The organism is Halomarina halobia, from assembly GCF_029338575.1.
GTDB lineage: Archaea > Halobacteriota > Halobacteria > Halobacteriales > Haloarculaceae > Halomarina > Halomarina halobia.
On sequence record NZ_CP119992.1, the window covers coordinates 2,093,454 to 2,117,662 of the forward strand.

The 24,209-nt window shown below is 70.7% G+C and carries 25 protein-coding genes and 1 other RNA gene; 12 read left to right on the forward strand and 14 right to left on the reverse strand.

Annotated elements, in window-relative coordinates; genetic code table 11:
- Nucleotides 1–15: 15 nt before the first annotated feature.
- The gene (locus tag P1K31_RS11090; RefSeq protein ID WP_276303394.1) at nucleotides 16–1,497 is read right to left on the reverse strand and encodes an MATE family efflux transporter; all 1,482 of its coding nucleotides are present in this window, start codon (nucleotides 1,495–1,497) and stop codon (nucleotides 16–18) included.
- 156 nt (nucleotides 1,498–1,653) lie between these two features.
- Between P1K31_RS11090 and lipA the strand changes: the two genes are divergently transcribed.
- Nucleotides 1,654–2,589, forward strand: a complete 936-nt coding sequence (gene lipA, locus P1K31_RS11095; RefSeq protein ID WP_276303395.1) for a lipoyl synthase — start codon at nucleotides 1,654–1,656, stop codon at nucleotides 2,587–2,589.
- A gap of 15 nt (nucleotides 2,590–2,604) precedes the next feature.
- On the opposite strand, the gene P1K31_RS11100 is transcribed toward lipA, so the two are convergent.
- Nucleotides 2,605–2,844: a hypothetical protein gene (locus tag P1K31_RS11100; protein WP_276303396.1), complete on the reverse strand. Its 240-nt coding sequence runs from the start codon at nucleotides 2,842–2,844 to the stop codon at nucleotides 2,605–2,607.
- 322 nt (nucleotides 2,845–3,166) lie between these two features.
- On the opposite strand from P1K31_RS11100, the gene pdhA reads away from it, so the two are divergent.
- Genes pdhA through P1K31_RS11115 form a run of 3 tightly spaced genes read left to right on the forward strand, consistent with a single transcriptional unit; the run spans nucleotide 3,167 to nucleotide 6,848 of the window.
- The gene (pdhA, locus tag P1K31_RS11105) at nucleotides 3,167–4,270 is read left to right on the forward strand and encodes a pyruvate dehydrogenase (acetyl-transferring) E1 component subunit alpha (protein WP_276303397.1); all 1,104 of its coding nucleotides are present in this window, start codon (nucleotides 3,167–3,169) and stop codon (nucleotides 4,268–4,270) included.
- The gene (locus P1K31_RS11110) at nucleotides 4,267–5,271 is read left to right on the forward strand and encodes an alpha-ketoacid dehydrogenase subunit beta (protein ID WP_276303398.1); all 1,005 of its coding nucleotides are present in this window, start codon (nucleotides 4,267–4,269) and stop codon (nucleotides 5,269–5,271) included. Before pdhA ends, P1K31_RS11110 begins: the two co-directional genes overlap by 4 nt.
- Nucleotides 5,272–5,273: 2 nt before the next feature.
- Nucleotides 5,274–6,848, forward strand: coding sequence for a dihydrolipoamide acetyltransferase family protein (locus P1K31_RS11115; protein ID WP_276303399.1), 1,575 nt, complete (start codon nucleotides 5,274–5,276; stop codon nucleotides 6,846–6,848).
- A gap of 73 nt (nucleotides 6,849–6,921) precedes the next feature.
- Here P1K31_RS11115 and P1K31_RS11120 read toward each other — a convergent pair whose 3' ends face one another.
- Nucleotides 6,922–7,293, reverse strand: a complete 372-nt coding sequence (locus P1K31_RS11120) for a hypothetical protein (protein WP_276303400.1) — start codon at nucleotides 7,291–7,293, stop codon at nucleotides 6,922–6,924.
- Nucleotides 7,294–7,633: 340 nt separating this feature from the next.
- Here P1K31_RS11120 and P1K31_RS11125 point away from each other — a divergent pair, with 340 nt between their 5' ends.
- Nucleotides 7,634–7,828: a cold-shock protein gene (locus tag P1K31_RS11125; RefSeq protein WP_276303401.1), complete on the forward strand. Its 195-nt coding sequence runs from the start codon at nucleotides 7,634–7,636 to the stop codon at nucleotides 7,826–7,828.
- Here P1K31_RS11125 and P1K31_RS11130 read toward each other — a convergent pair.
- The gene (locus P1K31_RS11130; RefSeq protein ID WP_276303402.1) at nucleotides 7,815–8,195 is read right to left on the reverse strand and encodes a hypothetical protein; all 381 of its coding nucleotides are present in this window, start codon (nucleotides 8,193–8,195) and stop codon (nucleotides 7,815–7,817) included. The two genes, P1K31_RS11125 and P1K31_RS11130, sit on opposite strands and share 14 nt — an antisense overlap.
- Nucleotides 8,196–8,453: 258 nt before the next feature.
- On the opposite strand from P1K31_RS11130, the gene P1K31_RS11135 reads away from it, so the two are divergent.
- From P1K31_RS11135 to P1K31_RS11150, 4 genes are all read left to right on the forward strand, one after another.
- Nucleotides 8,454–9,530: a glutamate-cysteine ligase family protein gene (locus tag P1K31_RS11135; RefSeq protein WP_368410858.1), complete on the forward strand. Its 1,077-nt coding sequence runs from the start codon at nucleotides 8,454–8,456 to the stop codon at nucleotides 9,528–9,530.
- A 121-nt stretch (nucleotides 9,531–9,651) separates the two neighbouring features.
- Entirely contained in the window at nucleotides 9,652–10,176 is a 525-nt protein-coding gene (gene gvpH / locus P1K31_RS11140; protein WP_276303404.1) for a gas vesicle protein GvpH, read from the forward strand.
- 291 nt (nucleotides 10,177–10,467) lie between these two features.
- Entirely contained in the window at nucleotides 10,468–11,190 is a 723-nt protein-coding gene (locus P1K31_RS11145) for a carbonic anhydrase (RefSeq protein WP_379794235.1), read from the forward strand.
- A gap of 227 nt (nucleotides 11,191–11,417) precedes the next feature.
- Nucleotides 11,418–11,870, forward strand: coding sequence for a hypothetical protein (locus tag P1K31_RS11150; RefSeq protein WP_276303407.1), 453 nt, complete (start codon nucleotides 11,418–11,420; stop codon nucleotides 11,868–11,870).
- A 30-nt stretch (nucleotides 11,871–11,900) separates the two neighbouring features.
- On the opposite strand, the gene P1K31_RS11155 is transcribed toward P1K31_RS11150, so the two are convergent.
- Complete coding sequence (locus P1K31_RS11155; protein WP_276303408.1) at nucleotides 11,901–12,746, reverse strand: aldo/keto reductase; 846 nt, start codon at nucleotides 12,744–12,746, stop codon at nucleotides 11,901–11,903.
- 183 nt (nucleotides 12,747–12,929) lie between these two features.
- On the opposite strand from P1K31_RS11155, the gene P1K31_RS11160 reads away from it, so the two are divergent.
- Nucleotides 12,930–13,115, forward strand: a complete 186-nt coding sequence (locus P1K31_RS11160; RefSeq protein ID WP_276303409.1) for a hypothetical protein — start codon at nucleotides 12,930–12,932, stop codon at nucleotides 13,113–13,115.
- A 30-nt stretch (nucleotides 13,116–13,145) separates the two neighbouring features.
- On the opposite strand, the gene P1K31_RS11165 is transcribed toward P1K31_RS11160, so the two are convergent.
- The 7 genes from P1K31_RS11165 to P1K31_RS11195 form a co-directional block, all read right to left on the reverse strand.
- The gene (locus P1K31_RS11165) at nucleotides 13,146–14,363 is read right to left on the reverse strand and encodes an MFS transporter (RefSeq protein ID WP_276303410.1); all 1,218 of its coding nucleotides are present in this window, start codon (nucleotides 14,361–14,363) and stop codon (nucleotides 13,146–13,148) included.
- An 84-nt stretch (nucleotides 14,364–14,447) separates the two neighbouring features.
- Nucleotides 14,448–14,687, reverse strand: a complete 240-nt coding sequence (locus P1K31_RS11170) for a hypothetical protein (protein WP_276303411.1) — start codon at nucleotides 14,685–14,687, stop codon at nucleotides 14,448–14,450.
- A 122-nt stretch (nucleotides 14,688–14,809) separates the two neighbouring features.
- Nucleotides 14,810–16,117 (reverse strand): DUF7405 family protein, encoded by a 1,308-nt coding sequence (locus P1K31_RS11175; RefSeq protein WP_276303412.1) that lies wholly within the window; start codon nucleotides 16,115–16,117, stop codon nucleotides 14,810–14,812.
- Entirely contained in the window at nucleotides 16,114–17,178 is a 1,065-nt protein-coding gene (locus P1K31_RS11180) for an iron transporter (protein ID WP_276303413.1), read from the reverse strand. Before P1K31_RS11180 ends, P1K31_RS11175 begins: the two co-directional genes overlap by 4 nt.
- Nucleotides 17,179–17,239: 61 nt before the next feature.
- Nucleotides 17,240–18,262 carry a DUF7282 domain-containing protein gene (locus tag P1K31_RS11185; RefSeq protein WP_276303414.1) on the reverse strand — a complete coding sequence of 341 codons (1,023 nt, stop codon included), beginning with the start codon at nucleotides 18,260–18,262 and terminating at the stop codon, nucleotides 17,240–17,242.
- Nucleotides 18,263–18,271: 9 nt separating this feature from the next.
- Complete coding sequence (locus P1K31_RS11190) at nucleotides 18,272–19,327, reverse strand: DUF7350 domain-containing protein (protein ID WP_276303415.1); 1,056 nt, start codon at nucleotides 19,325–19,327, stop codon at nucleotides 18,272–18,274.
- 66 nt (nucleotides 19,328–19,393) lie between these two features.
- Nucleotides 19,394–20,404 (reverse strand): glutathione S-transferase family protein, encoded by a 1,011-nt coding sequence (locus P1K31_RS11195; RefSeq protein WP_276303416.1) that lies wholly within the window; start codon nucleotides 20,402–20,404, stop codon nucleotides 19,394–19,396.
- A 669-nt stretch (nucleotides 20,405–21,073) separates the two neighbouring features.
- Between P1K31_RS11195 and P1K31_RS11200 the strand changes: the two genes are divergently transcribed.
- Nucleotides 21,074–21,604 (forward strand): 50S ribosomal protein L16, encoded by a 531-nt coding sequence (locus tag P1K31_RS11200; RefSeq protein WP_276303417.1) that lies wholly within the window; start codon nucleotides 21,074–21,076, stop codon nucleotides 21,602–21,604.
- A gap of 82 nt (nucleotides 21,605–21,686) precedes the next feature.
- The gene (locus tag P1K31_RS11205) at nucleotides 21,687–22,556 is read left to right on the forward strand and encodes an ATP-grasp domain-containing protein (protein ID WP_276303418.1); all 870 of its coding nucleotides are present in this window, start codon (nucleotides 21,687–21,689) and stop codon (nucleotides 22,554–22,556) included.
- Nucleotides 22,557–22,742: 186 nt separating this feature from the next.
- Here the strand turns inward: P1K31_RS11205 and P1K31_RS11210 are convergent, their stop codons facing one another.
- Nucleotides 22,743–23,744 (reverse strand): matrixin family metalloprotease, encoded by a 1,002-nt coding sequence (locus P1K31_RS11210; protein ID WP_276303419.1) that lies wholly within the window; start codon nucleotides 23,742–23,744, stop codon nucleotides 22,743–22,745.
- Between the two features lie 57 nt (nucleotides 23,745–23,801).
- Nucleotides 23,802–24,172: RNase P RNA component (gene rnpB, locus P1K31_RS11215), an RNA gene on the reverse strand.
- Between the last annotated feature and the right edge of the window lie 37 nt (nucleotides 24,173–24,209).

Here is a 24,209-nt window from a genome sequence, read left to right on the forward strand (position 1 = left end):
GTCGATCCGCGCGCGTCACTCGACCACGGCGGCGGTCGCCGCGCGGTCGAACATGCCGTTCTCGGCGGAGTAGTAGTAGTACGCGCCGAGGCCGACGGCGGCGACGGCGTTGGAGACCGTCACCGCCCAGAAGACGGCCTCGACGCCCATCGCGAACGCCAGCCCGCCGACGAGCGCGACCGGGAGGCGCACGCCCCAGTACTGGAGGAGGCTCGCGACGAAGCTCGTCTGCGTGCGCCGCGCGCCGTTGAAGCCCGCCTGGAAGAGGTAGGTCGCGCCGATGGCGGGGTAGCCGATCGCGAGGATCCGGAGGTAGCGCACCGTCAGGTCGAGCGCCCGCCCCTCCAGTTGCGGGGCGAGGACGCCGACGATAGTGCCGGGCACGAACCACTGGAGCAGGCCGAGCGTCCCGAGGACGGCGGCGGCGACGGCGGCCCCGCGCCACGTCGCCTCGCGGGCGCGCTCGACCAGCCCCGCGCCGAGGTTCTGTCCGACGACGCTCTGGGCCGCCTGCTGGAGGCTCCCCGAGGGGATGACGGCGACGCCCGCGACGCGGTAGCCGACGAAGTAGGCGGCGAGGCCGGCCGCGCCGCCGAGGGCGAACGTGACGACGACGAGCACGAGGTCGGCGATCTGCTTCGCCGCCTGCTGGCCCGCCATCGGGAGGCCGACCTCGAACAGCTCGTGGAACTCGGCGACGTTCGCGCGGAACGCGTCGCCGGAGAGCATCCCGCCGTTGCGCCTCGCGAGAACGAGGGAGAGCCCGAGGACGAACCCGAGCGAGTAGCCGACGACCGTCGCGAGCGCCGCGCCCGCCACGCCCATCCCGGCGAAGCCCGTCGCGCCCAGCAGGGAGGCGGCGATACCGTCCATGCCGAGCGCCGCGAAAGCGGGGTTGTTATCGAACCCGAAGATGAGGATCGGATCGAGTATCGCGTTGATCCCGACGGCGAGGAGGTTCATGTACAGCGCGACGCGCGAGTCGCCCCAGCCGACGAAGGCGGACTCGGTAGTGTCGGCGAGCGTGAGCAGCGGCAAGCCGACCATGAGGACGCTGAAGTAGGCGGTCGCCTGCGTCTCGACCATCTCGACGACCGCTCCCGGCCGCACGTCGGTGATCAGGTCGATGAGCGCGGGCGCGATCGCGACGGCGGCGAGGCCGAACGTCGTACCGAGACCGACCGCGGTCAGCAGTCCGGTCGCGACCCCCCGCCGCGCGCCCGGCACGTCCTCCGCGCCGACGCGCTGGGCGACGATCACCTGCGTTCCGACGAGCGGGATGAAGACCGCGACCGCGAACACGAGCGCCTGGAGGGGCATGACGAGGCCGACGGCGGCGACGGCGGCGTCGGCGTTCGCCAGGCGCCCGACCCAGAACAGGTCGATCACCTGCTGGAGGACCTGGACCACGTTCTGGACGAGTAGCGGGGCCGAAAGCACGAGCAGCGCCCGCAGCACCGGCCCCTCGGTGATGTCGTCGGACGAGAGGTCGAGCATCGACGCAGTGTTTTGGCATAGCGGTTATTAATTTTTGCAATTCATTTGATGGGTAATGTGGCGCGAAAACCGACCGACTGCGGTCGGCCGACGGTCGGCCGACGAGCCGATTCCGGTGAACCGCAGGTTTTAGTCCGGTCGCGCCGAGGGGGGCGTATGAGTCAGACGCGCAAGCCCGACTGGCTGAAGATGCGGCCGCCGTCGGGCCGGCGCTTCGCCGAGATCAAGCGGACCCTCCGCGACCGCGACCTGCACACGGTCTGCGAGGAGGCCAACTGCCCGAACCTGGGGGAGTGCTGGAGCGGGCGCGACGGCCCGGGGACGGCGACGTTCATGCTGATGGGCGATCGCTGCTCGCGGGGCTGTAACTTCTGCGACGTGAAGACCGGCGGGATGGAACCGCTCGACGGGGACGAACCAGCCAACGTCGCCGAGGCGGTGGCGGAGATCGGCCTCGACTACGTCGTGCTCACGTCGGTGGACCGCGACGACCTCCCCGACCAGGGCTCCGCGCACTTCGCGCGGACCATCCGCGAGATCAAGGAGCGCGACCCGTCGATCCTCGTGGAGGTGCTCATCCCGGACTTCAGGGGCGACCCCGAGTGCGTCGATCGCATCGTCGACGCGCGCCCGGACGTCATCGCGCACAACGTCGAGACGGTCGAGCGCCTCCAGTGGCCCGTGCGCGACCGCCGGGCGAACTACGAGCAGTCGCTCTCGGTGCTCGAGCGGGTCGACGAGACCGCCTCGATCTACACCAAGACCTCGCTCATGCTCGGCGTCGGGGAGTACGACCACGAGGTCTACCAGACGATGGGCGACCTCCGGGAGGTGGGCGTCGACGTCCTCACCTTCGGCCAGTACCTCCAGCCCTCGCGCCGCCACCTCGAGGTGAGCGAGTTCGTCCACCCCGACAAGTTCGACACCTGGCGCGACGTGGGCGAGGAGGAGTTCGGCTTCCTCTACTGCGCCAGCGGCCCCCTCGTCCGATCGTCCTACAAGGCGGGCGAGCTATTCGTCGACGCCCTGCTCCGGGAGGGGCGGAGCGTCGAGGAGGCGCGGGCGGTCGCCCGGGCGGAGACGGGCGACTGAGCGCGTTCGACGGTCCTACGGCCGGTCGACACCGTCGTCGGGCGACCCGGACGAGTGGACGTCGACGTGGTGGACGGTCCCCGGCGACAGGAGGCGACCGGCCGGGAGTTCGATCCAGCCGTTCGCACGGACGCGAACGGGCCCCTCGTGGAGGACCGTCCGTTCGTCGGCGTCGCCGTAGACGGTGACGTCGGCGTACTCCTCCTCGAAGAGGTCCGCGAGGAATTCCCAGATGGAGTCGGTCGAGACGACCATGGACGACGTTCCGGTCATCGGATGATAAGGATTGCGCGCCGTGACTATTCGAGGACGATCCCTCGCACTCCGACCGTTCGAGGGGCGCGCTGGCGGATCCGAACGAACGATCGTCCAGAATTCTGACGCCGAAGCCACGGTGAACGCAAATTCATACACTTTCCGGCCGACGAATACCAGATTCGGTCGAATAGTCGCCGATTCCCCCGACATAATTCGACGAGATCCCCACTCGGGTGGCAAGAATCAGCATAAGAGAAACGTTTTTACGAAACTACTATACTGCCAGCGGCGGGACTCGTGGTATGTCATGGAGGGCGGTATGAGTACGCTACAGCGCGATCCCCGGGAGCGCGTCCGGATCCTGGACGAGGACGGGCGCGTGGTCGAGGGGGCCGAGGTACCGGACCTCGACGACGAGTCGATGGTCGAGATGTACAGGCAGATGCGGCTGGCGCGTCACTTCGACAAGCGCGCGGTGAGCCTCCAGCGCCAGGGGCGGATGGGCACCTACCCGCCGCTGTCCGGTCAGGAGGGCGCACAGATCGGGTCGGCGTTCGCGCTCGACGACGATGACTGGCTGGTTCCGAGCTACCGCGAGCATGCGGCGGCCTACGCCCGCGGAGTCGGCTTCGAGGAGACGCTGCGCTACTGGATGGGCGACGAGCGCGGCAACCGGATGGCCGGGAAGAACGTCTTCACCATCGCCGTCCCCATCGCGACGCAGGTGCTCCACGCGACCGGCCTCGCGTGGGCGTCGAAGCTGAAGGGCGAGCGGCAGGCGTTCCTCTGTTACTTCGGCGACGGCGCGACCAGCGAGGGCGACTTCCACGAGGGGCTCAACTTCGCGGGCGTGTTCGACACGCCGGCCGTCTTCTTCTGTAACAACAACCAGTGGGCGATCTCCGTCCCGCGCGAGCGCCAGACCGCGAGCGAGACGATCGCTCAGAAGGCCATCGCCTACGGGTTCGAGGGCGTCCAGGTCGACGGGATGGACCCGCTCGCGGTCTACCAGGTGACGCGTAACGCGGTCGAGAAGGCCAGGGACCCCGGCGACGGGCAGCGCCGCCCGACGCTGATCGAGGCCGTCCAGTACCGGTTCGGCGCGCACACGACGGCCGACGACCCCTCGGTCTACCGCGAGGACGACGAGGTGGAGGAGTGGAAGCGCAGGGACCCGATCCCGCGCCTCGAATCGTTCCTCCGCGACCGGGGCGTCCTCGACGACGAGCGCGTGGACGCCGTCACGGAGGCGATCGAGGCGGAGGTCGCGGAGGCGATCGACGTCGCCGAGTCCATCGAACGGCCCGATCCGGCCGACATGTTCGAGTACGTCTACGCGGACATGCCCGAGCGCCTCCGCCAGCAGCGCGACTACCTCGAACGGCTGCGCGAACACCACGGCGACGAGGAACTCCTAGAATGAGCCGACAGGAACAACGGACCGAGACGCAGAGTCTCACGCTGGTGCAGGCCGTCGCGAACGGCCTGCGCGACGAGATGGAGCGCGACGAGGACGTCATCGTGATGGGCGAGGACGTCGGGAAGAACGGCGGCGTCTTCCGCGCCACGCAGGGCCTCTACGACGAGTTCGGGGGGGACCGCGTCATCGACACGCCGCTCGCGGAGTCCGGCATCGCCGGCACCGCCATCGGAATGGCGGCCTACGGTCTCCGCCCGGTCGCCGAGATGCAGTTCTCCGGGTTCATGTACCCGGCGTTCGACCAGATCGTCAGCCACGCCGCCCGATTGCGAACCCGCTCCCGCGGTCGCTTCTCCTGCCCGCTGGTCGTGCGCGCGCCCTACGGCGGCGGCATCCGCGCGCCGGAGCACCACTCCGAGTCGAAGGAGGCGTTCTACGTCCACGAACCCGGCCTCAAGGTCGTCATCCCGAGCACGCCCTACGACGCGAAGGGGCTGCTCGCGAGCGCGATCCGCGATCCGGATCCGGTGATCTTCCTCGAACCGAAGCTCATCTACCGCGCGTTCCGCGAGGCGGTACCCGAGGGGACGTACACCGTCCCGCTCGGCGAGGCCGCCGTGCGCCGCGAGGGCGAGGACGTGAGCGTGTTCACGTGGGGCGCGATGACGCGCGCGACGATGGAGGCCGCGGAGACCCTCGCGGAGGAGGGCATCGAGGCCGAGGTCGTCGACCTGCGCACGCTCTCGCCGCTCGACACCGACGCGATCGTCGAGTCGTTCGAGAAGACCGGCCGCGCCGCCGTCGTCCACGAGGCCCCCAGGACGGGCGGGCTGGCCGGCGAGATCGTCGCCACCATCCAGGAGGAGGCGCTGTTCTACCAGGAGGCACCGATAACGCGCGTCACGGGCTTCGACGTGCCCTTCCCGCTGTACGCGCTCGAGGACTACTACCTCCCCGAATCCTCGCGCATCGAGGACGGTATCAGAGAGGCCTGCGAGTTCTGACCATGGCGACGCGAGAATTCAAACTCCCGGACGTCGGCGAGGGGTTGACCGAGGCGGAGATCGTGGGCTGGCTCGTCGAGGAGGGCGATCGGGTCTCGGAGGACCAGCCCGTAGCGGAGGCCGAGACGGACAAGGCCGTCGTCGAGGTCCCCTCGCCGGTCGACGGCACCGTGAAGGAGATCCGGGCCGAGGCCGGCGAGGTCGTCCCCGTCGGCGAGGTCATCATCGTCTTCGAGACCGAGGGCGGCGAGGCGGCCGGGGAACCCGAGACGGAGCGCCCGGAACCCGAGGCGGCGGAGGAGGGCGCCGCCGAGGAGGTTCCGGGCGGCGGGACCGAGGAGGTCACCACACCCGAGGGGCGCGTCTTCGCCGCCCCCAGCGCCCGGCGGCTCGCCCGCGAACTCGGCGTCGACATCGCCGAGGTCGAGGGATCGGGGCCGGGCGGGCGGGTCAGCGACGCCGACGTGCGCGCGCACGCCGAGAGCGCGGGCGAGGAGGCCGCGGGGGCGGCGGAGACGCCCCGGTCCCCCGAAGCGGCGGTCGAGAGCGCGGAGTCCGCGACGCGGCGCGTCAGCGACGACGGTGCCGAGACGGCGGGGGCGACCGCCTCGATGGCCGTCGAGTCCGCGGAGCGGGATCGAACGCTCGCCGCCCCCGCCACCCGACGGCTCGCCGAGGAGCGCGGCGTCGATCTGAACGCCATCCCCACCGACGAGGAGCGCGACGGCCGGCCGTTCGTCAAGCCCGAGCAGGTCGTCGCCTACGCCGAGGCCCAGGAGGAGGCCCGAGCCGCCGACGCGGACGCCGCGAGCGCCGCGTCCGAGGCGTACGAAGGGGCCGAGGACGAGCGCGTCCCCTACCGCGGCATCCGGCGCACCATCGGCACGCAGATGGCGCGATCCAAGTACACCGCGCCGCACGTCACCCACCACGACGAGGTGGACGTGACCGAACTCGTCGCGGTCCGGGGCGAACTGAAGGAGGTCGCCGCCGAGCGTGGCGTCTCGCTCACGTTCATGCCGTTCGTCATCGAGGCGGTCGTCGCGGCGCTGCGCGAGTTCCCCTACCTCAACTCCACGCTGGACGAGGAGGCGGAGGAGATCGTCCTCCGGAGGGACTACAACGTCGGCGTCGCCGTCGCCACCGACGCGGGGCTGATGGTTCCCGTGATCCGGAACGCCGACCGGAAGGGCATGCTGCAGCTGTCCTCGGAGCTGGGCGAACTCGTCGAGCGGGCCCGCGAGCGCACCATCTCCCGCGAGGAGATGCAGGGCGGGACGTTCACCATCACCAACTTCGGGGCGATCGGCGGCGAGTACGCCACGCCGATCATCAACTACCCCGAGACCGCGATCCTCGGGCTGGGCGCGATCAAGAAGAAGCCGCGGGTGGTCGAGAGCGACGCGTCGGCCCACCGAGAGAACGGGGCGGCCGTGAGCGGCGAGGTGGTGCCGCGGTACGTCATGACCCTGTCGCTCTCGATCGACCACCGCGTCATCGACGGCGCGCAGGCGGCGGCGTTCACGAACCGGGTCATGGAGTACCTGGAGAACCCGTCGCTGCTCCTCCTGGAGTAGGGGTGGAAGTGGGATTCCCGGTTCCCCGGTTCGACCGCGCCGAACGCCCGTCAGCGGCGAGGCTGGCGTCCGCTCACGCCCGCTGCGCGCGGATGTGATCGACGACCCGGACGACCCGCTCGTCGTCCTCGAAGGCGTCGAGGACGGCGTCGACCTCGACGCTCAGCGCGTACGTCGGTCTGCCCTTGCCGACCGGCGAGGTGTTCTCCACGCTCACCGCCTCGACGAGGCCGTCGGCCTCGAGCCGGTTGAGCGTGCGGATCACGTCGGGTTCCGAGAGCCGACCGAGGACGTCCGCGTCGACCTCGTCGAAGCAGTTCGCGCAGGCGCGCCGCACGTCGGCGGAGTGGACGGGCGTGTCGCCGCGGTGAGAGAGGTGGGTGACGCCGAGCAGCACGACCCGCTGGACCAGCGTCATCGATGTCGAGTCGAGTTCTTCCGCCATGGTATTCCCTAATGAACGAACGGCGGTAAAAAGACGAGGGGCGCGGGGAGGGCGAGCGGTCCCGCCCGAGACGGGCGAGCGAGGCGATCCGAACGAGGCGAACCCACACCCGACTCCTCCGCCCCGCGAGGGGCACCCCGGCCGCCGGGGTGGGAACTACCGATAGAGCCGGAACGGGTGCGGTCGGACGCGGTGGGGAAGTTATTCCAGCAGTGGTCGCCCGCACGTCGCTGTTCGTCCAGTATTCCCTCCGGTTCGGGTAAAACGTCGAGTAAAATACCCCCGTGGTACCACGACCCTCGCAAGCGTTATCCGTGGGGCGCCGTTCCCTTTAGAGGCAATGGCGAAAGGAAACGTTGATTTCTTCAACGACACTGGCGGCTACGGTTTCATTTCGAGCGACGACGCGGACGAGGACGTTTTCTTCCACATGGAAGACGTTGGCGGCCCGGATCTCGAGGAGGGAACGGAAGTCGAATTCAGCATCGAACAGGCCCCCAAGGGCCCGCGCGCGACGAACGTCACCCGACTCTAACTCGGTAACGACGCGTCGCCTCACGGCGACGGCGCGAGACCTCACATTCTACCTTTGTATCGAACGCGTAGCGGCGCGCCGGTTCGGCGACGTGCTTCCACTCCCGCCCGCGAGCGGAGCGACCCCGACGACCCGACGAGGCGCGAGGTCGACCCGTGCCGGTCGCGCGCGAGCCGCCGCGCCGGACCGGCGGCGGCCGCGTCTGCCCGGTCGAGCAGACCGCCTCGTAGCGGTCCTGGAGGCGGTCTCCGACGTTCTCGACCGTAATCGGTAGCTCGTCCGCCACCTGCCGCGGCTCGTCCACGTTCGCGAAGACCGCCAGGATCTCCCGGTCGCTCACGTCCGATCCGCGGTCGGAATCGGCCACGGTCGACCTCGGAACCCGTTCGGATTGAACCTCCGGGTTGCGAACCGAATCGGGGCACGAACCGACCGACCGCCACCGGACGGGGTCGGCACCTGCAGGCGAGAGCCTTTCACCACCCCAGCACGAAACGCAGGTCCTGGTAGACCGACGCGGTCTCGACCGACTGACAGGACCCGTTCTTTCGCATTCCGGATGACGTTAGAGACGGGGCCCGCGCCCGGCGCACCTGCCGGGCGGGCGGAACAGCGGAACACGCCAATGAAGAAGGGGATCGAACTCGAGTACTGGGTGATCGACGAGGCGGGGAGGCTCACGACGCCCGACTCGCTCACCGAGGTATCGGACGAGGTCGAGCAGGAGTTCGTCGAGTGCCTGTTCGAGATCAAGACCACGCCCTGCGAGACGATCGCGGGACTTCGCGAGGAGCTGGTCGAACGGCTTCGGATCGTCCTGGAGGAGTGCGACCGGCTGAACAAGCGGCTCGTCCCCCTCGGCACGCCGATCCACGGGGGGAGGATCCGACAGCGCCCCGGCGACCGGAGCCGGATCCAGGAACGCGTCATCGGGGGGAGCTTCGCCTACGCCAGGTACTGCGCCGGCACGCACGTCCACTTCGAGCGGCGGGACGAGACCGATCAGCTGAACGTGCTCAGCGCGCTCGATCCGGCGCTCGCGCTGCTGAGTTCGTCGCCCTACTTCCAGGGACGCCGGATCGCGGCCGACGCGCGCTCGTACGTGTACCGGCGGAAGGGGTACGGACGACATCCCCGGCACGGTCAGCTATGGGACTACGTCGACGACGTCGAGGAGTGGAACGAGCGCCTCGATCGGCGGTACGACGAGTTCAAGCGGGCGGCGTTCGAGCGGGGCGTCGATCAGCGCGAGGTGGACGACCACTTCACCAGCGACGACGCGGTCTGGACGCCGGTGCGGCTACGGAAGGCCTGTCCGACGGTCGAGTGGCGCTCGCCCGACGCCGCCCTCCCGAGCGAGACGCTCCGCCTCGTCGCCGACGTGGACGCCCTGCTGGGGAGACTCGATGACGTCGACGTGCGCATCGAGGGCGAGGAGGGGCGGGTGACGGGCGACGCGATCACGCTCCCCCGGTTCGAGCGACTGCGCGACTACGTCGATGCGGCTATCCACGACGGCACCGAGTCGACGGAGGTCCGCGCGTACCTCGGCCGGATGGGGTTCGACGTGTCGTCGTACGCCCCGAATACGCACCGGATCGACGGGAGGGACCGCGTGACCGAGGGGGAGGCGTGCGAACTCCGCGTTCGATCCGCCGAACGGCTCGAACGGGACGTCGACCGACTGGCGCGGGCCGGGTAGCTCCGCCCGTCGAGGGGCCGACGCCGATTCGGGGCGACCCGGGCCGACCCGGGCGTATCCCTTATGCGAATCGGCGTCGAAGCGACGGCGAGCGCGCGTCGCGCGGACGAGGGAAACCGAAATGACAGATCCGGATTCGGCCGACGACGGGAACGAGCGAACGAACGCGGAGACATCCGACGGGGAGCGGTCGAATCGACGGGGGACCGGGTTCCGACTCGAGGTCGGACTCCGGTCGATCACCGACCTCCTGAACGGCCTCGTCGACGTGGACGTCTCCCACCTCGACGAGGAGGGGCGACAGCACCCGATCGGCGAGCGGCGCGAACGCCGCGGCGTGAGCCGCCGGCCCTCCTCGCGCGTCGACGCCGACGGGTCGTCCGACGCGGACGACTACCACGTGGAGACGTACCGATACGACGGGGAACTGGTGGTCGTCGCCGACCTGCCGGGCGTCGACGAGGACGACCTCCTCGTCGGACTCGACGAGCGGTCGAACGACCTCGTCATCGCGGTTCGCGACCGGGTCGTCGAACGGCTCTCGCTCCCCTGGGATCCGGTCGCGGTCCCCCGGGTGCGGTTCAACAACGCCGTCCTCGAGGTCGTCGTTCGACCGGGGGACGACGCCGAGACGGTGCGGGACTGAGACCGCTCCGCGCGGTTCACGACCTCCGTCACAGGAGCGATCTGAGCAACCGGAGCGGGAGCGTGACGATCGCGATGACGAGGTCGACGACGCGTCGCAGGATCGATCTGATCGTTCGGAACATCGGACCGTACCACGACGGGGGAGGACGTGTCCCTTGGGCTTGCTAGCGCCGGCCGATCCAGGGAGATGACGGCGCTATCCGGCGGTACTGTCCGGCAGCGCTGTCTGACGGTTTCGGTCGCACCGTCGCGCGACCGGGGACGCGGCGTCCCCGATCGGACAGCGTTTATGTCTCACCCCGACGAGGAAGGAGACGTGACAGAGCAGATCCTTCACGCCCTACTAGACGGTAACGATAGACACGTGGAGACGCTCCCCGACGGGTACTTCGACGACGTGCTCGACGGGCAGCGGCCGGCCGTCGTCTCCGTCTGCTGTTCCGACTCGCGCGTCTCCCAGGAGGGGATGTGGGACGTGGCCGAACCGGGCTGGCTGTTCACCCCCAGCACCATCGGTAACCAGGCCTGGGACGAGTACCGCGGCGAGCGGGTCGTCGACGGGAGCGTTCTCTACCCGATCGCGTACGCGGGGACCGAGACCGTCGCCGTCGTGGGACACACGGGCTGCGGCGCGGTCACGGCGGCGTACGAGGCGGTCACCGGGGGCGCGACCGTCGAGCACCCGGGCGTCGAGAAGTGGGTCGAGTCGCTCGTGCCGGTCGTCGAGGACGCGCTGTCGAGCGGGCGCGTCGACGCCGACGCGTCCGACCGAGAGGTCGTGAACCGTCTCGTCGAGTACAACGTGGACCGCCAGGTCGAGTTCCTCCGCGACGCGAGCGCGGTACCGCCGGAGGTGCGCGTCTACGGGTTCGTCTACGACTTCCAGCGGATCTACGGCGACGTTCCCGGCCGCGCCTACCTCGTGAACGCCGACGGCGAGACCGATCCGAACGCGCTCGCCGACCGCCTCCCGGATCGCCACCGCGACTCCGTTCGGCGGCTCCTCGACTGAGGGGCGGCAATTTTATGTAGATAGAATAATGATAGAAATTATATTGTTTTTCGCTCGTGGTCGGTTGGTTCAGGGACGAAGCGGAAGTATAGCCCCCGAGAGATCCGCTACTCCCGTCTCTACCGTCGCCGCGGCCGCCCGTCGCGATGGCAGACGTGTGAACATTCGTCAGCGAGGGAGGGCGTCTGACGAACATTGAAGCCGACGGATGCGATACCAACGCGTCCATGCGGAGGTCCTCACCCATCCGTCGACGGGAGTCGCTCACCTCCCGGTACCGACGGCCGTACCGAACGTACCTCCGACACCGCGGAATCGAGTTCGTCGCCGCCGTCCGTGCGCGCGCGGTCGCCCGGTCGCCGCTACACTACGAGCGCGACGACATGCGTCGCCAGTACGACTGGCGGCGGGCCGTCGTCGCGGCGGTCCTGACCGTGGGGCTGCTCGCGCTCGCCGGACGCCTGGCGCTCAACGGCGTGCTCGTGGCGCTGTTCGCGCTCGACGTGGGCGATCTCGCGCTCCTGAACGTCACCCTGACGCTCGCGACCGGGGGCGGCTTCGTCCTGCTCGCCGTCGCGCGCCTCATCGCGGCGCCGCCCTCGGAGGCGTCGAGCCTCGAACGGACGTTCACCCACCGGAGACGGGTCGTGACGCGGTTCGTCGGGCGGAACGACCGGTGAGACGACGACGATTCGCCCGCGGGCGAGTCGCTACTCGTCCAACCGCCGCATCTCGTCGTCCGACAGTTGGAGGGCGGCGGCCGCGACGTTCGACTCGAGGTGCTCGACGCTCGACGTGCCGGGGATGGGAAGCGTGGCCGGCGAGTGTCGGAGCAGCCACGCTAGCGCCACCTGCCGGCGCGAGGCGTCGTGGGCGTCCGCCACCTCGTCGAGGACCGCCCCCTTCTCCCCGAGGTCCCCCGCGCCGAGCGGGAACCACGGGATGAAGCCGATGTCCTCCTCCTCGCAGCGTTCGAGGACGGCCTCCGACTCGCGGTTGCCGACGTTGTACTCGTTCTGGACGGTGGCGATATCGACGATCTCGAGGGCCGTCTCCAGCTGGTCGACGCTCACGTTGCTCAGGCCCACGTGCTCGACCAGCCCCTCGTCCTTCAGCTCCGCGAACGCCTCGACGGAGTCCTCGAAGGGCGTCTCCGGGTCGGGTCGGTGGAGCTGATAGAGGTCGATCGTGTCGGTTCGCAGGCGGTCGAGGCTGCAGAGCACCTGGTTGCGGACGTAGTCGGGGTCGCCGTGCGGGAGCCAGTCGCCGTCGCGGTTGCGCAGCAGGCCGGCCTTCGTGGCGACGACCACCTCGTCGGAGCCGCCGAACACCTCGCCGATGAGCCGCTCGCTGACGCCTGGCCCGTAGGAGTCGGCGGTGTCGACGAAGTCGACGCCGAGGTCGGGGAGGCGTCGGAGGACGTCCCTCGCCGCCGCCTCGTCCTCGGGCGGCCCGATGATGTTCTCGCCGGTCAGGCGCATCGCGCCGAAGCCGAGCCGGTGGACGGTCAGTTCGCCGCCGATGTCGAACGTGTCGCTCTGGTTGCGCGGAGCCATCGTGATCGTCCCGGGATGGGGGCGGCACGGTGTTAGGCCTTGGCGGCGCGGCAAGACGCGGGACGTACCGGAGCGCACCGAAACCGGGGCCGTCCGGGATTCGGTACGCTCACGCCCCCGAACGCATCGTGAACGGAGACCGTCGAGGCAGGCTTTTGCTATTCGGTAGCATTACACACGACTATGACCGAAGCAGTCGCACTCGCCCTGGTCGCCATCGCGTGGGTCGTCATGTTCATCGTGTTCGCGGTGGCGCGGGCCATGCTGCCCAGGGCGCTCCACTACGGGGAGTCCGAGCAGTCGATCTCGCCGCCCGAGGAGTCCCTACAGGAAGTCGACCGACCGGAAGCGGGACGCGGCGCGGTCTGACCGCCGACCGCGTCGTCCTCCGTGCGGGTTTCAGCGCGCGCCGCCGGCCAGCCGGCGTGCCGCGGGGAGCGCCCGCAACCTGAGCATCGCGAGCGTCCCGACCGCCGGTCCCACGACCAGCGGCGCGAACGCCCAGCGCCAGCCGACGACCTCCGCGACGAGCGGCGTCGCCTGGATCGTGACGACGGTGAGCAGGAAACCGAGCGCGGTCTGGAGCGTCAGCGCCGTCCCGACGTAGCGCTCGTCCGCGAGTTCGGTCACGGACGCGGAGAACTGCGCGGAGTCGGCGACGATCACGAACCCCCAGACGAGCACGAACGGCGCGACGAGCCCGATCGATCCGCCGAAGACCACGCCCGCGAGGACGCAGGCGCTCCCGCTCGCGACCATGCTCGCGCTGGTGAGCGTCGTCCGCCCCCAGCGGTCGGCGGCGAGGCCGAAGGCGGCGGCCCCGAGGCTCCCCGCGGCGATGGCGGCGAACGCCAGCGCGGAGGCGAGCGCGGGAGCCTCCCCCGCGCGGGCGGCGAAGCTGGCCGCCAGGTACGTCGGGATCCAGGTCCAGACGGCGTAGAGCTCCCACATGTGCCCGAAGTAGCCGAGGTTCGCGAGGACGGTCGGGCGGTCCCGGAGGATGCGTCCCACCGCGCGCGGGTCGAACGGCGCGGCGGGCACGCCGTAGGGGCCCTCCTCGACCAGCAGGACGAGCGCCGCGCCGACCACGGCGAGTCCCGCCGCGGCGTAGAGCACGAGCCGCGGCCGGCCGACGCCCCCCACCGCGCGGACGAGGTGCGGGAGCGCCGACCCGACGGTGAGCGCGCCGATGAGCGTCCCGATTGCGAGCCCCCGGCCCGCGCGGAACCACCCCGAGACGAGCTTCATCCCCGGCGGGTACACCCCGGCGAGCGCGACGCCGGTGAGAAATCGGAGCGCGACGGCGGGGAGCGCGCCGTCGACGCTCCCCAGCAGGGCGGTCGCGCCCGCGCCGACGAGCGCCGAGGCGGCGAACAGGTACCGCGTCGGGACCACGTCCGCGAGCGTGAGCGCGGCGGAGCCGAGCGCCCCGACGACGAACCCCGCCTGCACGGCCATCGTGAGCCACGCGGCCTCGGCGGCCGAGAGGTCCCACAGCGCGGCGAGTTCGGGCGCGACCGCCGTGGCGCTGAACCACAGCGACATGGCGAACAGCTCCGCGACCGAGAGCGTCGCCAGCGCGCGCCACTTCCCGTCGTCGCTCGCGTCGTCGCTCATGACGGTCGTATCGTCCGGCGCGGTGATACGTCGTTCGCCCGCCCGTGTCGGCGGTGCACCGCTGTTACCCCCGGGTCCCCCCGGTCACTCCCAGATGACCTCGGTCCCCCCCTCGTGGCCGTGGATCTCCTGGACGGCCTGCATGTTATCGTAGACGCTGACGCTCCCCACGTTCGTCACCCACGCGACGACGCACTTGCCGTTGGGCGGCGGGAACTGCACGCCGTAGGCGACGACGCCCGTCCCGGAGACGCCGGAGGCGTCCTCGTGGCGGTAGAGCGCGAACTTGCGAAACCGGTGGTTCTGCGGGAACGGATCAGGCACAGGGACCCCCGCGCCCGGCGTTCGGTGTCGATGCGACCGACTGCGAGACGTGTGGCGAACTCACGACGGACCTTCCGGTGTACCCTACGCGAGGGGAGGATTGTGGCTTTCGGTCTGTCGGCCTAGTCGGGGTTCGCCGGCGGCAGCGCGCGCAACCCTCGCGGCGGGACGAGGAAGTTCCCGCGGTGGTCCACGAAGATGTACTCGAGGATGCCGTTGTTGACGCGCTGGCGGATCGCGGGCGTCACCTCGGTGAGGTCCGCGCCGTTCATCGCTTCGCGGACCGCCTCGAACTCCGAGATGCCCCGCTGGAGCGACGGGAAGTGCAGGCTGGCCGCGTCGTCGTCGGTGGACTCGAAGTGCCGCCGGAGGAGCTTCGCGTTCCCGTCGGCGTCGCAGTTGGCGCGGGCGGCCTTCTGGGCGTGGCCCACCCGGCCGAACGCCAGGGCGTCCTCCTCGATCCGGTCGATGACCTCCCGCGTGACCCCCGAGAAGTCCCCGAGTTCCTCGCCGACGCTCCCCTCGGGGATCATCCCCCGCTCGGCGTGCGTCGGGCTGAACATCTCCATGACGCGCTGGCGGTGGTCCTGCTCGACGTACCAGTCCTGCAGGCGCTGGCGGATGTTGGAGACGTGTTTGGTCGTCCCGTCGGCGAACGGCCCCGACGGGATGGCGACGGAGTCCTCGGTCGCCTGGTTCCGTCGAAAGCCCGCCACGAACCCCATGAACAGCGGCGCGTCCTTCGGGATCGGGTTACCCTCCGGGATGCCCGACAGCTTCGTCTCGCTCGCCCGCTCGTGGGGCATGCCGTCGCCGATGAAGCCCGTCCGGCGGTCGTCGAGCGCGAGGACGTCCGTCAGGGCGGCCTCGACGGCGACGCCGTTGGCCTCCCCCCGCTCGCCCTTGAGCGCCTCCTCGGCCGCGAGCAGGACGTCGGCGCGGTCGCTCGCGAGGTGGAGGAGCGCGTCCTGCGTGTCGAGGTCCGGCTCCTCGAACGCCGACAGCGCCCGCGGCGGGGGGAGGTCCACGCCGTCCGGCAGCGGCTCGTCGAAGCGGTCGAAGTACGACGGCGAGTACGCGACCGAGTGGATCAGCCCCTCGTTGCTCCGCTCGTAGGCGCGGTCGAGCGTCGCGAGCGCCGCCTCCACCGCGTCGCGGTCGTCAGCGCTCGGCGGCCCGTCGCCGTCGAGCGTCAGGTACCAGAGCGTCTGGTGGCGCGGGAGGACGGTGTTGCCGTGATCGTCCGTCGGGAGACGGTCGTTCCACGCGTACTGCCGCTCGGGAAGCCTCCCGGAATCGTCGACGCCCTTCGGGACCGGCTCCGCGCCGTCGATGCGGTCGAGACAGGCGCTCAGCGCGCTCGCCCCGCCGAGCGCGACGGTGGCCTTCAGGAACTCGCGGCGGCCGAGCGACGGGTCGGGGTCCGTCACAGGACCACCTCGGCGTCCGGCGGGTCGAAGAACGCCGTCTCGTAGCCCTCGTGACGGGCGACCTGCGGCGGGACGGTCGCGGAGAGCGCGAGCGAATCGCCTTGTTGCACGTCCGGAACTACGGTCCCGTAGTGATAGTTCAGTTTCGGATCGAGCGTCCGGACGAGGTCGCCCTCGAAGACCGTCTCGTCGCCCCGGGAGAGCGTTCCACGCAGCCCCATCGCCGGCAGGACGAACCGGTTGTACCGTGTTCGCGCCGACACCGCGAGGTACCGCCCCCCGCCGTCGCCGGCCAGTCCCGCGGGCGGGGCGTCGAGCGCGGTGACGACGTAGATCGCGTCGCCGGCCTCCGCCCGACCGCCGGGCGATCCCGGCAGGTCGGCGCGTTCGGGGGCCGTCGAGGGGGCCAGCGCGTCCATCGAGGTCGGGCGCATCGCCCGGCGCTCACCCGCCTCGTTCCCGTATCGCACAAGCCGGAGGTCGTCGCGCGCGGCCCGCTCGTACTCGAAGTCGATCGAGACGGTCGCCTGCTCGTCGAAACGGTCGCGGAACGCCCCCGTCCGGCGGGTGTCGAGCGCGCCGATCCGGACGGTCGCGGCGTACTCGCCGTCCCCCGCGAGGGCGACGTTGTCGCCGTAGTGGACCCCCATCGACTGGGAGAGCATCGGATAGAGCACCTCGGGTCCGGCGACCGCCTCGCCGTCGCGCACGATCTCGAAGGAGAGATCCGCGCCGGGGACGACGACCGCCGTCTCGCGGTCCCATACCGTCGCCATCAGGTGAACGTCGCCGCTCACCGGCGTCCTCTCGACCTCCGTCCCGTTGACGTTCCAGAAGCGGTGGGGATAGCTGTAGCCGAGCAGCACCGCCAGGTCGTCGGTCTTCCCCGTCCCGAGCATCCCCATCCCCTCGCGGTGGGTGGGGAGGTAGACCGCGTCCGGGCGGTCGTCGAGCACCGGCGGAACGCGGGAGGAGTCGAGCAGGCCGGAGCCGACGCAGCCGGCGAGGGCGGCCGCACCGGCGAGTCCACCCGTCGCCCGGAGGAACGCGCGGCGGTCCATACCGTCGCTAACGGGGTGATGGAAAAGGGGTTTCTGGTGCGATGCTCGAAACCCCGGAGTATCATCGCACGCGCCGGGCGAGCAGGAGCGCGCCGACGCCCGCGAGCGCGACGAGCGCACCGAACGCGACCAGCGCGGGGAGCGCGGCGTCGATCCCCGATCCGAAGCCGCCCCGTTCGTCGCCCTCCCCGTCGGGCGCGGAACCGGGTGTCGGCGTGTTCACTTCCGGGGGTCCCAGCGACGACGCGTTCGCGTCGTCGCCCGTCGCGACGGTGAACGTGGTCCCGACGGGAGTGCCGCCGACCGTGACGGGTCGGTCGTCCGCGCCGAATTCCCCGTCGCCGTCGTCGCCGTATACCTGCGCGACGAGGCGGACGGTGCCGTCGTCGGTCGAGAGGTTCTCGGGGGCGACCGAGAGCGACAGCGGGACGTCCTCGTGGACGCCCGCGGGGAGCGCGGCGCTGGCGACGACGCGCCCGCCGTCGGTTACGTTTCCGGACGTACCGTTCGAGCCGTCGCCGCCGGGTCCGTCCGACCCGTCCGCCGCGCGGAGCACGAGGTGTCCGTCGCGGGGGAGTTCGGCGCGCGTCACGGTGACCTCGCCGTCGTCCGCGCGCTGGAAGCTGAACCCCTCCGCGACGACGCTCGCCCCCCGATCGCCCGACCGGGCGGCGAAGCGGTCGCCCGCGAGGCCGCCGAAGGAGGTGAGCGCGGGGTCGTCCGCGGGGGAGAACTCGCCGTCGCCGTCGTCGGCGTGGAGGACCGCCCACAGCCGGCGCTCGCCGCCGGCGAACGCCCCGTCGTCGATCGGCACCTCGACCGCCTCGTGCATCCCGGTGCCGTCGAGGCGCTTCGCACCGATCGGCTCGCCCGGTTCGCCGCCGTCGTCGGCGCGGACGACCACGAACGCGTCGACGCTGTTGAAGACGTTCTCGACGACGACGGTCCCGTCCGCGACCACCTGCCCGTCGACGGCGAGGTGGTTCGAGTGCGCGCTCGCGGGGGCTGACCCCAGCGCACAGACGAGCGCGAGGGCGAGCGCGACGCGGGCGACGCGCGACCGGAAGGGGCGTGAGGCGGGCATGGACGGTCGTTAACGGGTTTCCAGCGCGACGGTCGCCGGATCGAGGTCGAGGAAGGCGCGCTCGTACCCCTCGTGGCGAGCGGTCTGCGGAGGCGTCGTCACCTCGACGCGGAGGCGGTCGGCGGCGCGAACCTCGGGGACGGTCGCGCCGTAGTGGTAGCCGAGGTCCGGGTCGAACGTCCGGACGAGGTCGCCCTCGAAGACCGTCTCGTCGCCCCGGGAGAGCGTTCCACGCAGCCCCATCGCCGGCAGGAGAAAGCGGTTGTACCGGCTGCGCGGCGAGAGGACGAGGTACCGACCTCCGCCGTCGCCGGCCAGCCCCGCAGGCGGAGCGTCGAGCGCCGTCGCCGCGAACACCGCGTCGCCGCTCTCGCCCGTTCCGAGGAGCGCCCCGGGGAGGCCCCCGGGGTCGGGGGCGACCGACTGCGGGAGGCCGGTGTCCATCGGGGCGAGCGCGCCGGGGTCGCCGCCCTGTTCGATCGGCCGGGTGGCGACGCGCTCGCGGGTCCGGTCGGTGAACGCGAGGGGGAGTTGCGCGCTCGCGCTCGCCGCGAAGCGGTCGCGGAACGCCCCCGTCCGACGTATCGAGAGCCCCCCGATACGGACCCGGGCGTCGTAGGTCCCGTCACCGGGCAGGACGACGTTCGCGCCGTAGTGAAAACCCATCGTCTGGGAGAGCATCGGGTAGAGCACCTCCTCGGTGACGACCACCCCGTCGCGGGCGACGCGCACCGAGACGCCGCCCTCCGGGAGAACTCGTCCGCTCCGCGGGTCCCAGACGACCGCCATGAGGTGGAGCGAGTCCTCGTCGGTCTTCGGGACCGTCTCCACCTCGCGTCCGGTGACGGTCCAGAAGTCGTGGGGGACGGTGAACGCGAGCGCGACGCGGTAGTCGCCCGCGGTCGCCTCGCCCTGCATCGCCATCGACTCCTGGAAGGTCTGGACGTAGACGCCCTCGGAGGGCTCCGACTCGGCACCCGGTCCGCCCGGAAGCGCGTCGAGACAGCCCGCGAGCGGAAGCGCCGCCGCAGCGCCCGCGAGCGAGAGCACGCGCCGTCGTCGCATGGCCGGGAGGTCGCGCGTCGGCGGGATGAACCTACTGGTGCGACGGTCGAATCGAACGGTCAGCGATCAGTCGTCCGCGGACGCGCCGGCGAACGCCTCGGGCGGCCCACCCGGCAATCTGTCGCGGTCGTGTGGCGCGGCGAAGTCGTGATCCGGGCCGACGGCGACGATCCGCTTCGGATTGACGTCGGGGTGGGTCGTGTAGTAGTGCTCCCGGATGTGATCCATGTTCACCGTCCGGGCGACGCCCGGAAGCTGGTAGAGTTCCCGCAGGTAGTTCCAGAGGTTCGGGTACTCGGAGACCTTCCGGCGGTTGCACTTGAAGTGAGTGTGGTAGACGTCGTCGAACCGGATCAGGGTGGTGAACATGGCGACGTCGGCCTCCGTGAGGCGATCGCCGGCGAGGTAGCGTTGCGCTCCCAGCACCCCCTCCCAGCGGTCGAGCGCGTCGAACAACGCGCCGACCGACCGCTCGTACGCCTCCTGCGTGTCGGCGAAGCCCGCGCGGTAGACGCCGTTGTTGATCGGCTCGTAGATCTCGTCTATGATCCGATCCACGTCGTCGCGGTAGCCCTCCGGGTAGAGGTCCACGTCGCGCGTCGCGAGGTCGTCGAAGGCGGTGTCGAGCATCCGCATGATCTCCCTCGACTCGTTGTTCACGATGGTCCCCTCCCGCTTGTCCCAGAGGACGGGCACCGTCACCCTGCCGGTGTAGTTCGGGTCGGCGGCGACGTACGCCTCTCGGAGGTAGTCGAACCCGTTTACGGTGTCCGGCGTGCAGCCCGCCTTCCCGGGGGTGAACTGCCAGCCGTCCTCGTCGCGGTAGGGGTCCACCACGTCCACGCTGACGGCGTCCTCCAGGCCCTTGAGCGCCCTCGTGACGAGCGTCCGGTGGGCCCACGGGCAGGCGTAGGAGACGTAGAGGTGGTAGCGGCCGGCCTCGACGGGGAACTCGGCGTCGGGGTCGTCCTCGACTCGGTCCCGGAAGGTGGTCGGCTGGCGCTCGAACTCCCCCTCCTCGTTGGTGGCCGTGACCTCCTCCCCGGAGAGCCACTCGCCGTCGACGAACTGGTGCACGCGAGGGCTAGCGGCCGGAAGCCCAAATAGCCGCGTCGGGTGTGCAACCGGGCGGCAAGGCCGTTCGCGGGGCGACGACCGCCGAACCGCGGCAATTAACGTCGTAGTGTCTCCCGCGCGGCCGAGTGCAGCGAGGCCGCGACCCGCCGATCGACCGCAGGGAGGCGGGGTTTTGTCATCGGAACGCGAAGCGTTCCGATTGCTCGCCGCGTCGCATCGCGACGCGGCGGTGGTCCAGATTTTGCCAGCGAGGCGGCGAAGCCGCCGAGCGTGGTTCGAGAGACGCAAGAGGCGTCTCTCGTCATCTCGGAGCAGCTTTGCTGCTCCGGCGACAGCAAAAGGTGGGCGTGCAGGCGACGCCGGGGGCGGCTCGCGGGGCGTGGCGTCGCACAACCGCAGCGCGCCCCGCGACGACTCTCACGTCACGGGAGCCTCTGGTCGCGCTTTCGGATATAAAGCTACGGCGGGGCAACCCGGACGCCGCCGCCGCGAGCACGTCGCACCGCGAGCGAGTGTAACGAGCGAGCGGACGCGCCGAACCCCCTCACTTCGTTCGGGGGTTCGGCGCGGTTTTAGTCCAGGTTTTGCCAGGGAGCGGCCAAAGGCCGCTCCCGCGGCAAAACGTGGTTCGAAGGGTTTATTCGCGCGCTGGGCGTGTCCCAACGTAATATGGCCGATAAACCCGCCTCGATGTACCGGGACATCGACAAGCCTCCCTACACCCGGCGCGAGTACATCACGGGGATTCCCGGTTCGAAGGTCGCCCAGTACAAGATGGGCGACATCGACGCCGACCCCGACGACTACCCCGTGCAGATCAGCCTCGTCGTCGACGAGGCCGTCCAGATCCGCCACGGGTCGCTCGAGGCCTCGCGCCTCTCCGCGAACCGCCACCTCATCAAGGAGCTCGGCGAGAAGAACTACAAGATGATCCTCCGCAAGTTCCCCCACCAGGTCCTGCGGGAGAACAAGCAGGCGACCGGCGCGGGCGCGGACCGCGTCTCCGACGGCATGCGCCAGTCGTTCGGGAAGATCGTCGGCACCGCCGCGCGCATCGACAGGGGCGATCGCGTGTTCACCATCTGGTGTCAGCCCGAGCAGGCACCCGTCGCCAAGGACGCGCTCCGCCGTGCGTACAACAAGGTCTCGCCGCCGTGTCGCATCGTGGTCGAGCGCGGCGAGGAACTGCTCGTCGCCTGAGCGGGCGCGCGGGACGGAGCCGAATCGAACCCGGCCGCGGGGCCCCTCTAGCCTTTTAGGCCCGTCGTCCCTCTCGTAGCGTATGCTCCGCCTCGCGGTCGCCACGCGCGCCGAGACGTACGAACGGATCGAGGCACCCCTCCGGAAGCGCGGCGTCGAGATCGGATACGCGAACCTCGCGGAGGGGGCCGTCGCGCTCGCGGACCCGACCGTCGAGTCGTTCGACGCGGGCTTGGTCTACCCCGGTCGCATCCCGGAGGGCGGCGTCATCGACGCCCTGCTCTCGGTGCCGTGGGTGAACGACCGCGAGTCGATCCTGCGCTCGCGGCACAAGGCCGAGGCGCTCGCACGGCTCGCCCGGGCCGACGTTCCGATCCCCGAGACGGTGATGCTCTCCAGCCCGGTCGACGAGGCGGACCTCCGGACCGCGTTCGAGCGCTTCGATCCGCCGGTGGTCGTGAAGCCCAACTCCACCACGCGCGGGACGGGCATCGCGAAGGTCCACGACCTCGACTCGCTGCTCGGCGTCGCGGACTACCTCTCGCTGCTCCACGACTTCCCCGCGACCGGCGACCGGTCGTTCCTGCTCCAGGAGTACCTCCCCGACGCGCGCGACTACCGCGCGATGGTCGTGGACGGCCGGTACGCCGGCGCGGTCGAGCGCCGCCTCCCCGAGCGCGCCCTCGCGGGGGGCGGGTGGAAGCACAACGTCCACCGCGGGGCCGAGGCGACGGGTGCGGCGCTCCCGGAGGACCTCAGACGGCTCGCCGAGGACGCCGCCGCGGCGATCGGGATCCCGTACCTCGGCGTGGACCTGCTCGTGACCGACGACCGCGCGGTGGTGAACGAGACGAACGCCCGGCCCACCGTGGACGACGAGACGAAGTACGAACCGGGGTTCTACGACGACCTCGCCGGGCTGATCCGGCGGACGGCGGAGCGGGGGCGGTGATCGGTCGGCGAGTTCCGGACCGACCGCCGGATCGCCCTCTCACCGCCCCTCACCCATCGTAGACGGCGGTCCGGGGCAGGCGAAGCGCGCAATCGCGGGACGGTGCCGGCGTCGTGGCGTCAGTCGACGGTGGAGGGGGCCGCCACGGACGGACCTCCGCGGCGGCCGACAGAGGGGTGGAGGTCGCTACCGCCACCACTCGCTTCGCTGCTCGCGGGCGGTGACGTCCTCGCGGAGGGGTTCGGGGTAGTCCGACTCCTCGTCGAAGCCGAAGCCCGCGCCGAGCCAGCGGGCGACGTGCCACGCGACGGCCTCGGTGTCGATGTCGGTCAGCGTGATCGTGAGGTTCTCGTGGGTCTCCATCGCGCCGTCGCCGTCCGGATCGGGGCCGGAGAGCGTCCCGCAGGAGGCCGACCCCTCGTGACACGGCGACTCCTCGGCGAAGCGGACCACCACGTCCGCGCGGTCGGGCGACTCGACGTACTCGAAGGTGACGTTCGACGGGACGGTGCCCGCGGCGCCCCGGTCGTAGTAGTCGAGCGCGGCGTTCACCTGCCGTCGGACGGCCTCCCGCTCGCTCGGGTCGACGGTCGCGTCGTCGAGGTGGACCGAGAGCGTCGGGTGGTCCCACGGCAGGGCGCGCTCGGTGGCGTTGGGCTGTGGGAGCGTCGTCAGCGAGGACTGGGCGGCCATCACCGCCCGCGGTTCGTCGCCGTGGTCGAGCCCGAGCGTGTGCCCGAGTTCGTGTTTCAGCACCTGCACCGTGGAGGCGTCGGAGAGGCCCGTCATCACCTGTACGTCGACGGGGCGATCGACCGGTCCCTCGGTAACGTACGGGGCGCACCCGGCGGCGTGCTCCTCCGTCCCGCAGGCGGCGATGTCGTCGACCACGGTCACGACGATATCGGGAGCCGCGGCGTCGGACGCGAGCCGGTACTCTACGGAGTAGCCGGCGTACCGCTCCGCGCGTTCCTCCCAGTAGGCGAGCGCCTCGGCGACGAGCGGCTCGAAGTCGCGGTCGGTGTCCGCGTCGTAGGCGACGGTGAGCACCTCCTCGCCCCAGGGGCCGCCCGGTCCGGTCCCCGCGTCGACCGACGGGGCCGAGGGGAGCTGCGCCGAGCAGCCGGAGAGAGCCACGAGAAGCGCGAGAAGCGCGGGAAGCGCGAGCGGGAGCGTTCTGACAGTCACGGTGTCGGACTATCGGGGTCGGGGGAGATAGATGTGTCTCGTCGCGCGAGAGTGCGTGGCTGCGGGCCGTAAGCCCCCTTCTGTTCTATCCGGCATTCGGCTGAGCGCCCGCGGCCGTGGTCGGGCTACCTTGTTGCCGCGGGCTTGCACCGGTGAGGTTTCGCCGTTCCATCCGTTCTCTTCCATCGGCGCTCGCGGGCGAGCCCGCTCGCGTACACCGCGACACCTCGGTCGAGGCGTCGCGCAGCCCTCGGTGGGTTAACTTCCCTTCCTCGCGGTCGGGTTCGCGCACCTCATCGGTCCGGAAGAGGGGTCTCGTTTCTGTTCCAGTGCCGGCGGTCTCCCGCCCCGGGCTTGCGCCCGGTCACCTGCCCGACCGGTGGGGGGACTTTCCTCGTGCTACGCACGGGGGCCGGACACCCGCTGCCACTGTCGGGAGTAGGCGACTCGGCGGCCTAAGTCGTT

Coding starts and splice junctions, on each gene's coding strand:
- P1K31_RS11155 (WP_276303408.1), bottom strand. CDS start 12,746: ATGGCTCCGCGCAACCAGAGCGACACGTTCGACATCGGCGGCGAACTG.
- gvpH (WP_276303404.1), top strand. CDS start 9,652: ATGACAGATCCGGATTCGGCCGACGACGGGAACGAGCGAACGAACGCG.
- lipA (WP_276303395.1), top strand. CDS start 1,654: ATGAGTCAGACGCGCAAGCCCGACTGGCTGAAGATGCGGCCGCCGTCG.
- P1K31_RS11150 (WP_276303407.1), top strand. CDS start 11,418: ATGCGGAGGTCCTCACCCATCCGTCGACGGGAGTCGCTCACCTCCCGG.
- P1K31_RS11115 (WP_276303399.1), top strand. CDS start 5,274: ATGGCGACGCGAGAATTCAAACTCCCGGACGTCGGCGAGGGGTTGACC.
- P1K31_RS11190 (WP_276303415.1), bottom strand. CDS start 19,327: ATGCGACGACGGCGCGTGCTCTCGCTCGCGGGCGCTGCGGCGGCGCTT.
- P1K31_RS11090 (WP_276303394.1), bottom strand. CDS start 1,497: ATGCTCGACCTCTCGTCCGACGACATCACCGAGGGGCCGGTGCTGCGG.
- P1K31_RS11185 (WP_276303414.1), bottom strand. CDS start 18,262: ATGCCCGCCTCACGCCCCTTCCGGTCGCGCGTCGCCCGCGTCGCGCTC.
- P1K31_RS11200 (WP_276303417.1), top strand. CDS start 21,074: ATGGCCGATAAACCCGCCTCGATGTACCGGGACATCGACAAGCCTCCC.
- P1K31_RS11100 (WP_276303396.1), bottom strand. CDS start 2,844: ATGGTCGTCTCGACCGACTCCATCTGGGAATTCCTCGCGGACCTCTTC.
- P1K31_RS11125 (WP_276303401.1), top strand. CDS start 7,634: ATGGCGAAAGGAAACGTTGATTTCTTCAACGACACTGGCGGCTACGGT.
- P1K31_RS11110 (WP_276303398.1), top strand. CDS start 4,267: ATGAGCCGACAGGAACAACGGACCGAGACGCAGAGTCTCACGCTGGTG.
- P1K31_RS11180 (WP_276303413.1), bottom strand. CDS start 17,178: ATGGACCGCCGCGCGTTCCTCCGGGCGACGGGTGGACTCGCCGGTGCG.
- P1K31_RS11205 (WP_276303418.1), top strand. CDS start 21,687: ATGCTCCGCCTCGCGGTCGCCACGCGCGCCGAGACGTACGAACGGATC.
- P1K31_RS11120 (WP_276303400.1), bottom strand. CDS start 7,293: ATGGCGGAAGAACTCGACTCGACATCGATGACGCTGGTCCAGCGGGTC.
- P1K31_RS11160 (WP_276303409.1), top strand. CDS start 12,930: ATGACCGAAGCAGTCGCACTCGCCCTGGTCGCCATCGCGTGGGTCGTC.
- pdhA (WP_276303397.1), top strand. CDS start 3,167: ATGAGTACGCTACAGCGCGATCCCCGGGAGCGCGTCCGGATCCTGGAC.
- P1K31_RS11135 (WP_368410858.1), top strand. CDS start 8,454: ATGAAGAAGGGGATCGAACTCGAGTACTGGGTGATCGACGAGGCGGGG.
- P1K31_RS11165 (WP_276303410.1), bottom strand. CDS start 14,363: ATGAGCGACGACGCGAGCGACGACGGGAAGTGGCGCGCGCTGGCGACG.
- P1K31_RS11145 (WP_379794235.1), top strand. CDS start 10,468: ATGTCTCACCCCGACGAGGAAGGAGACGTGACAGAGCAGATCCTTCAC.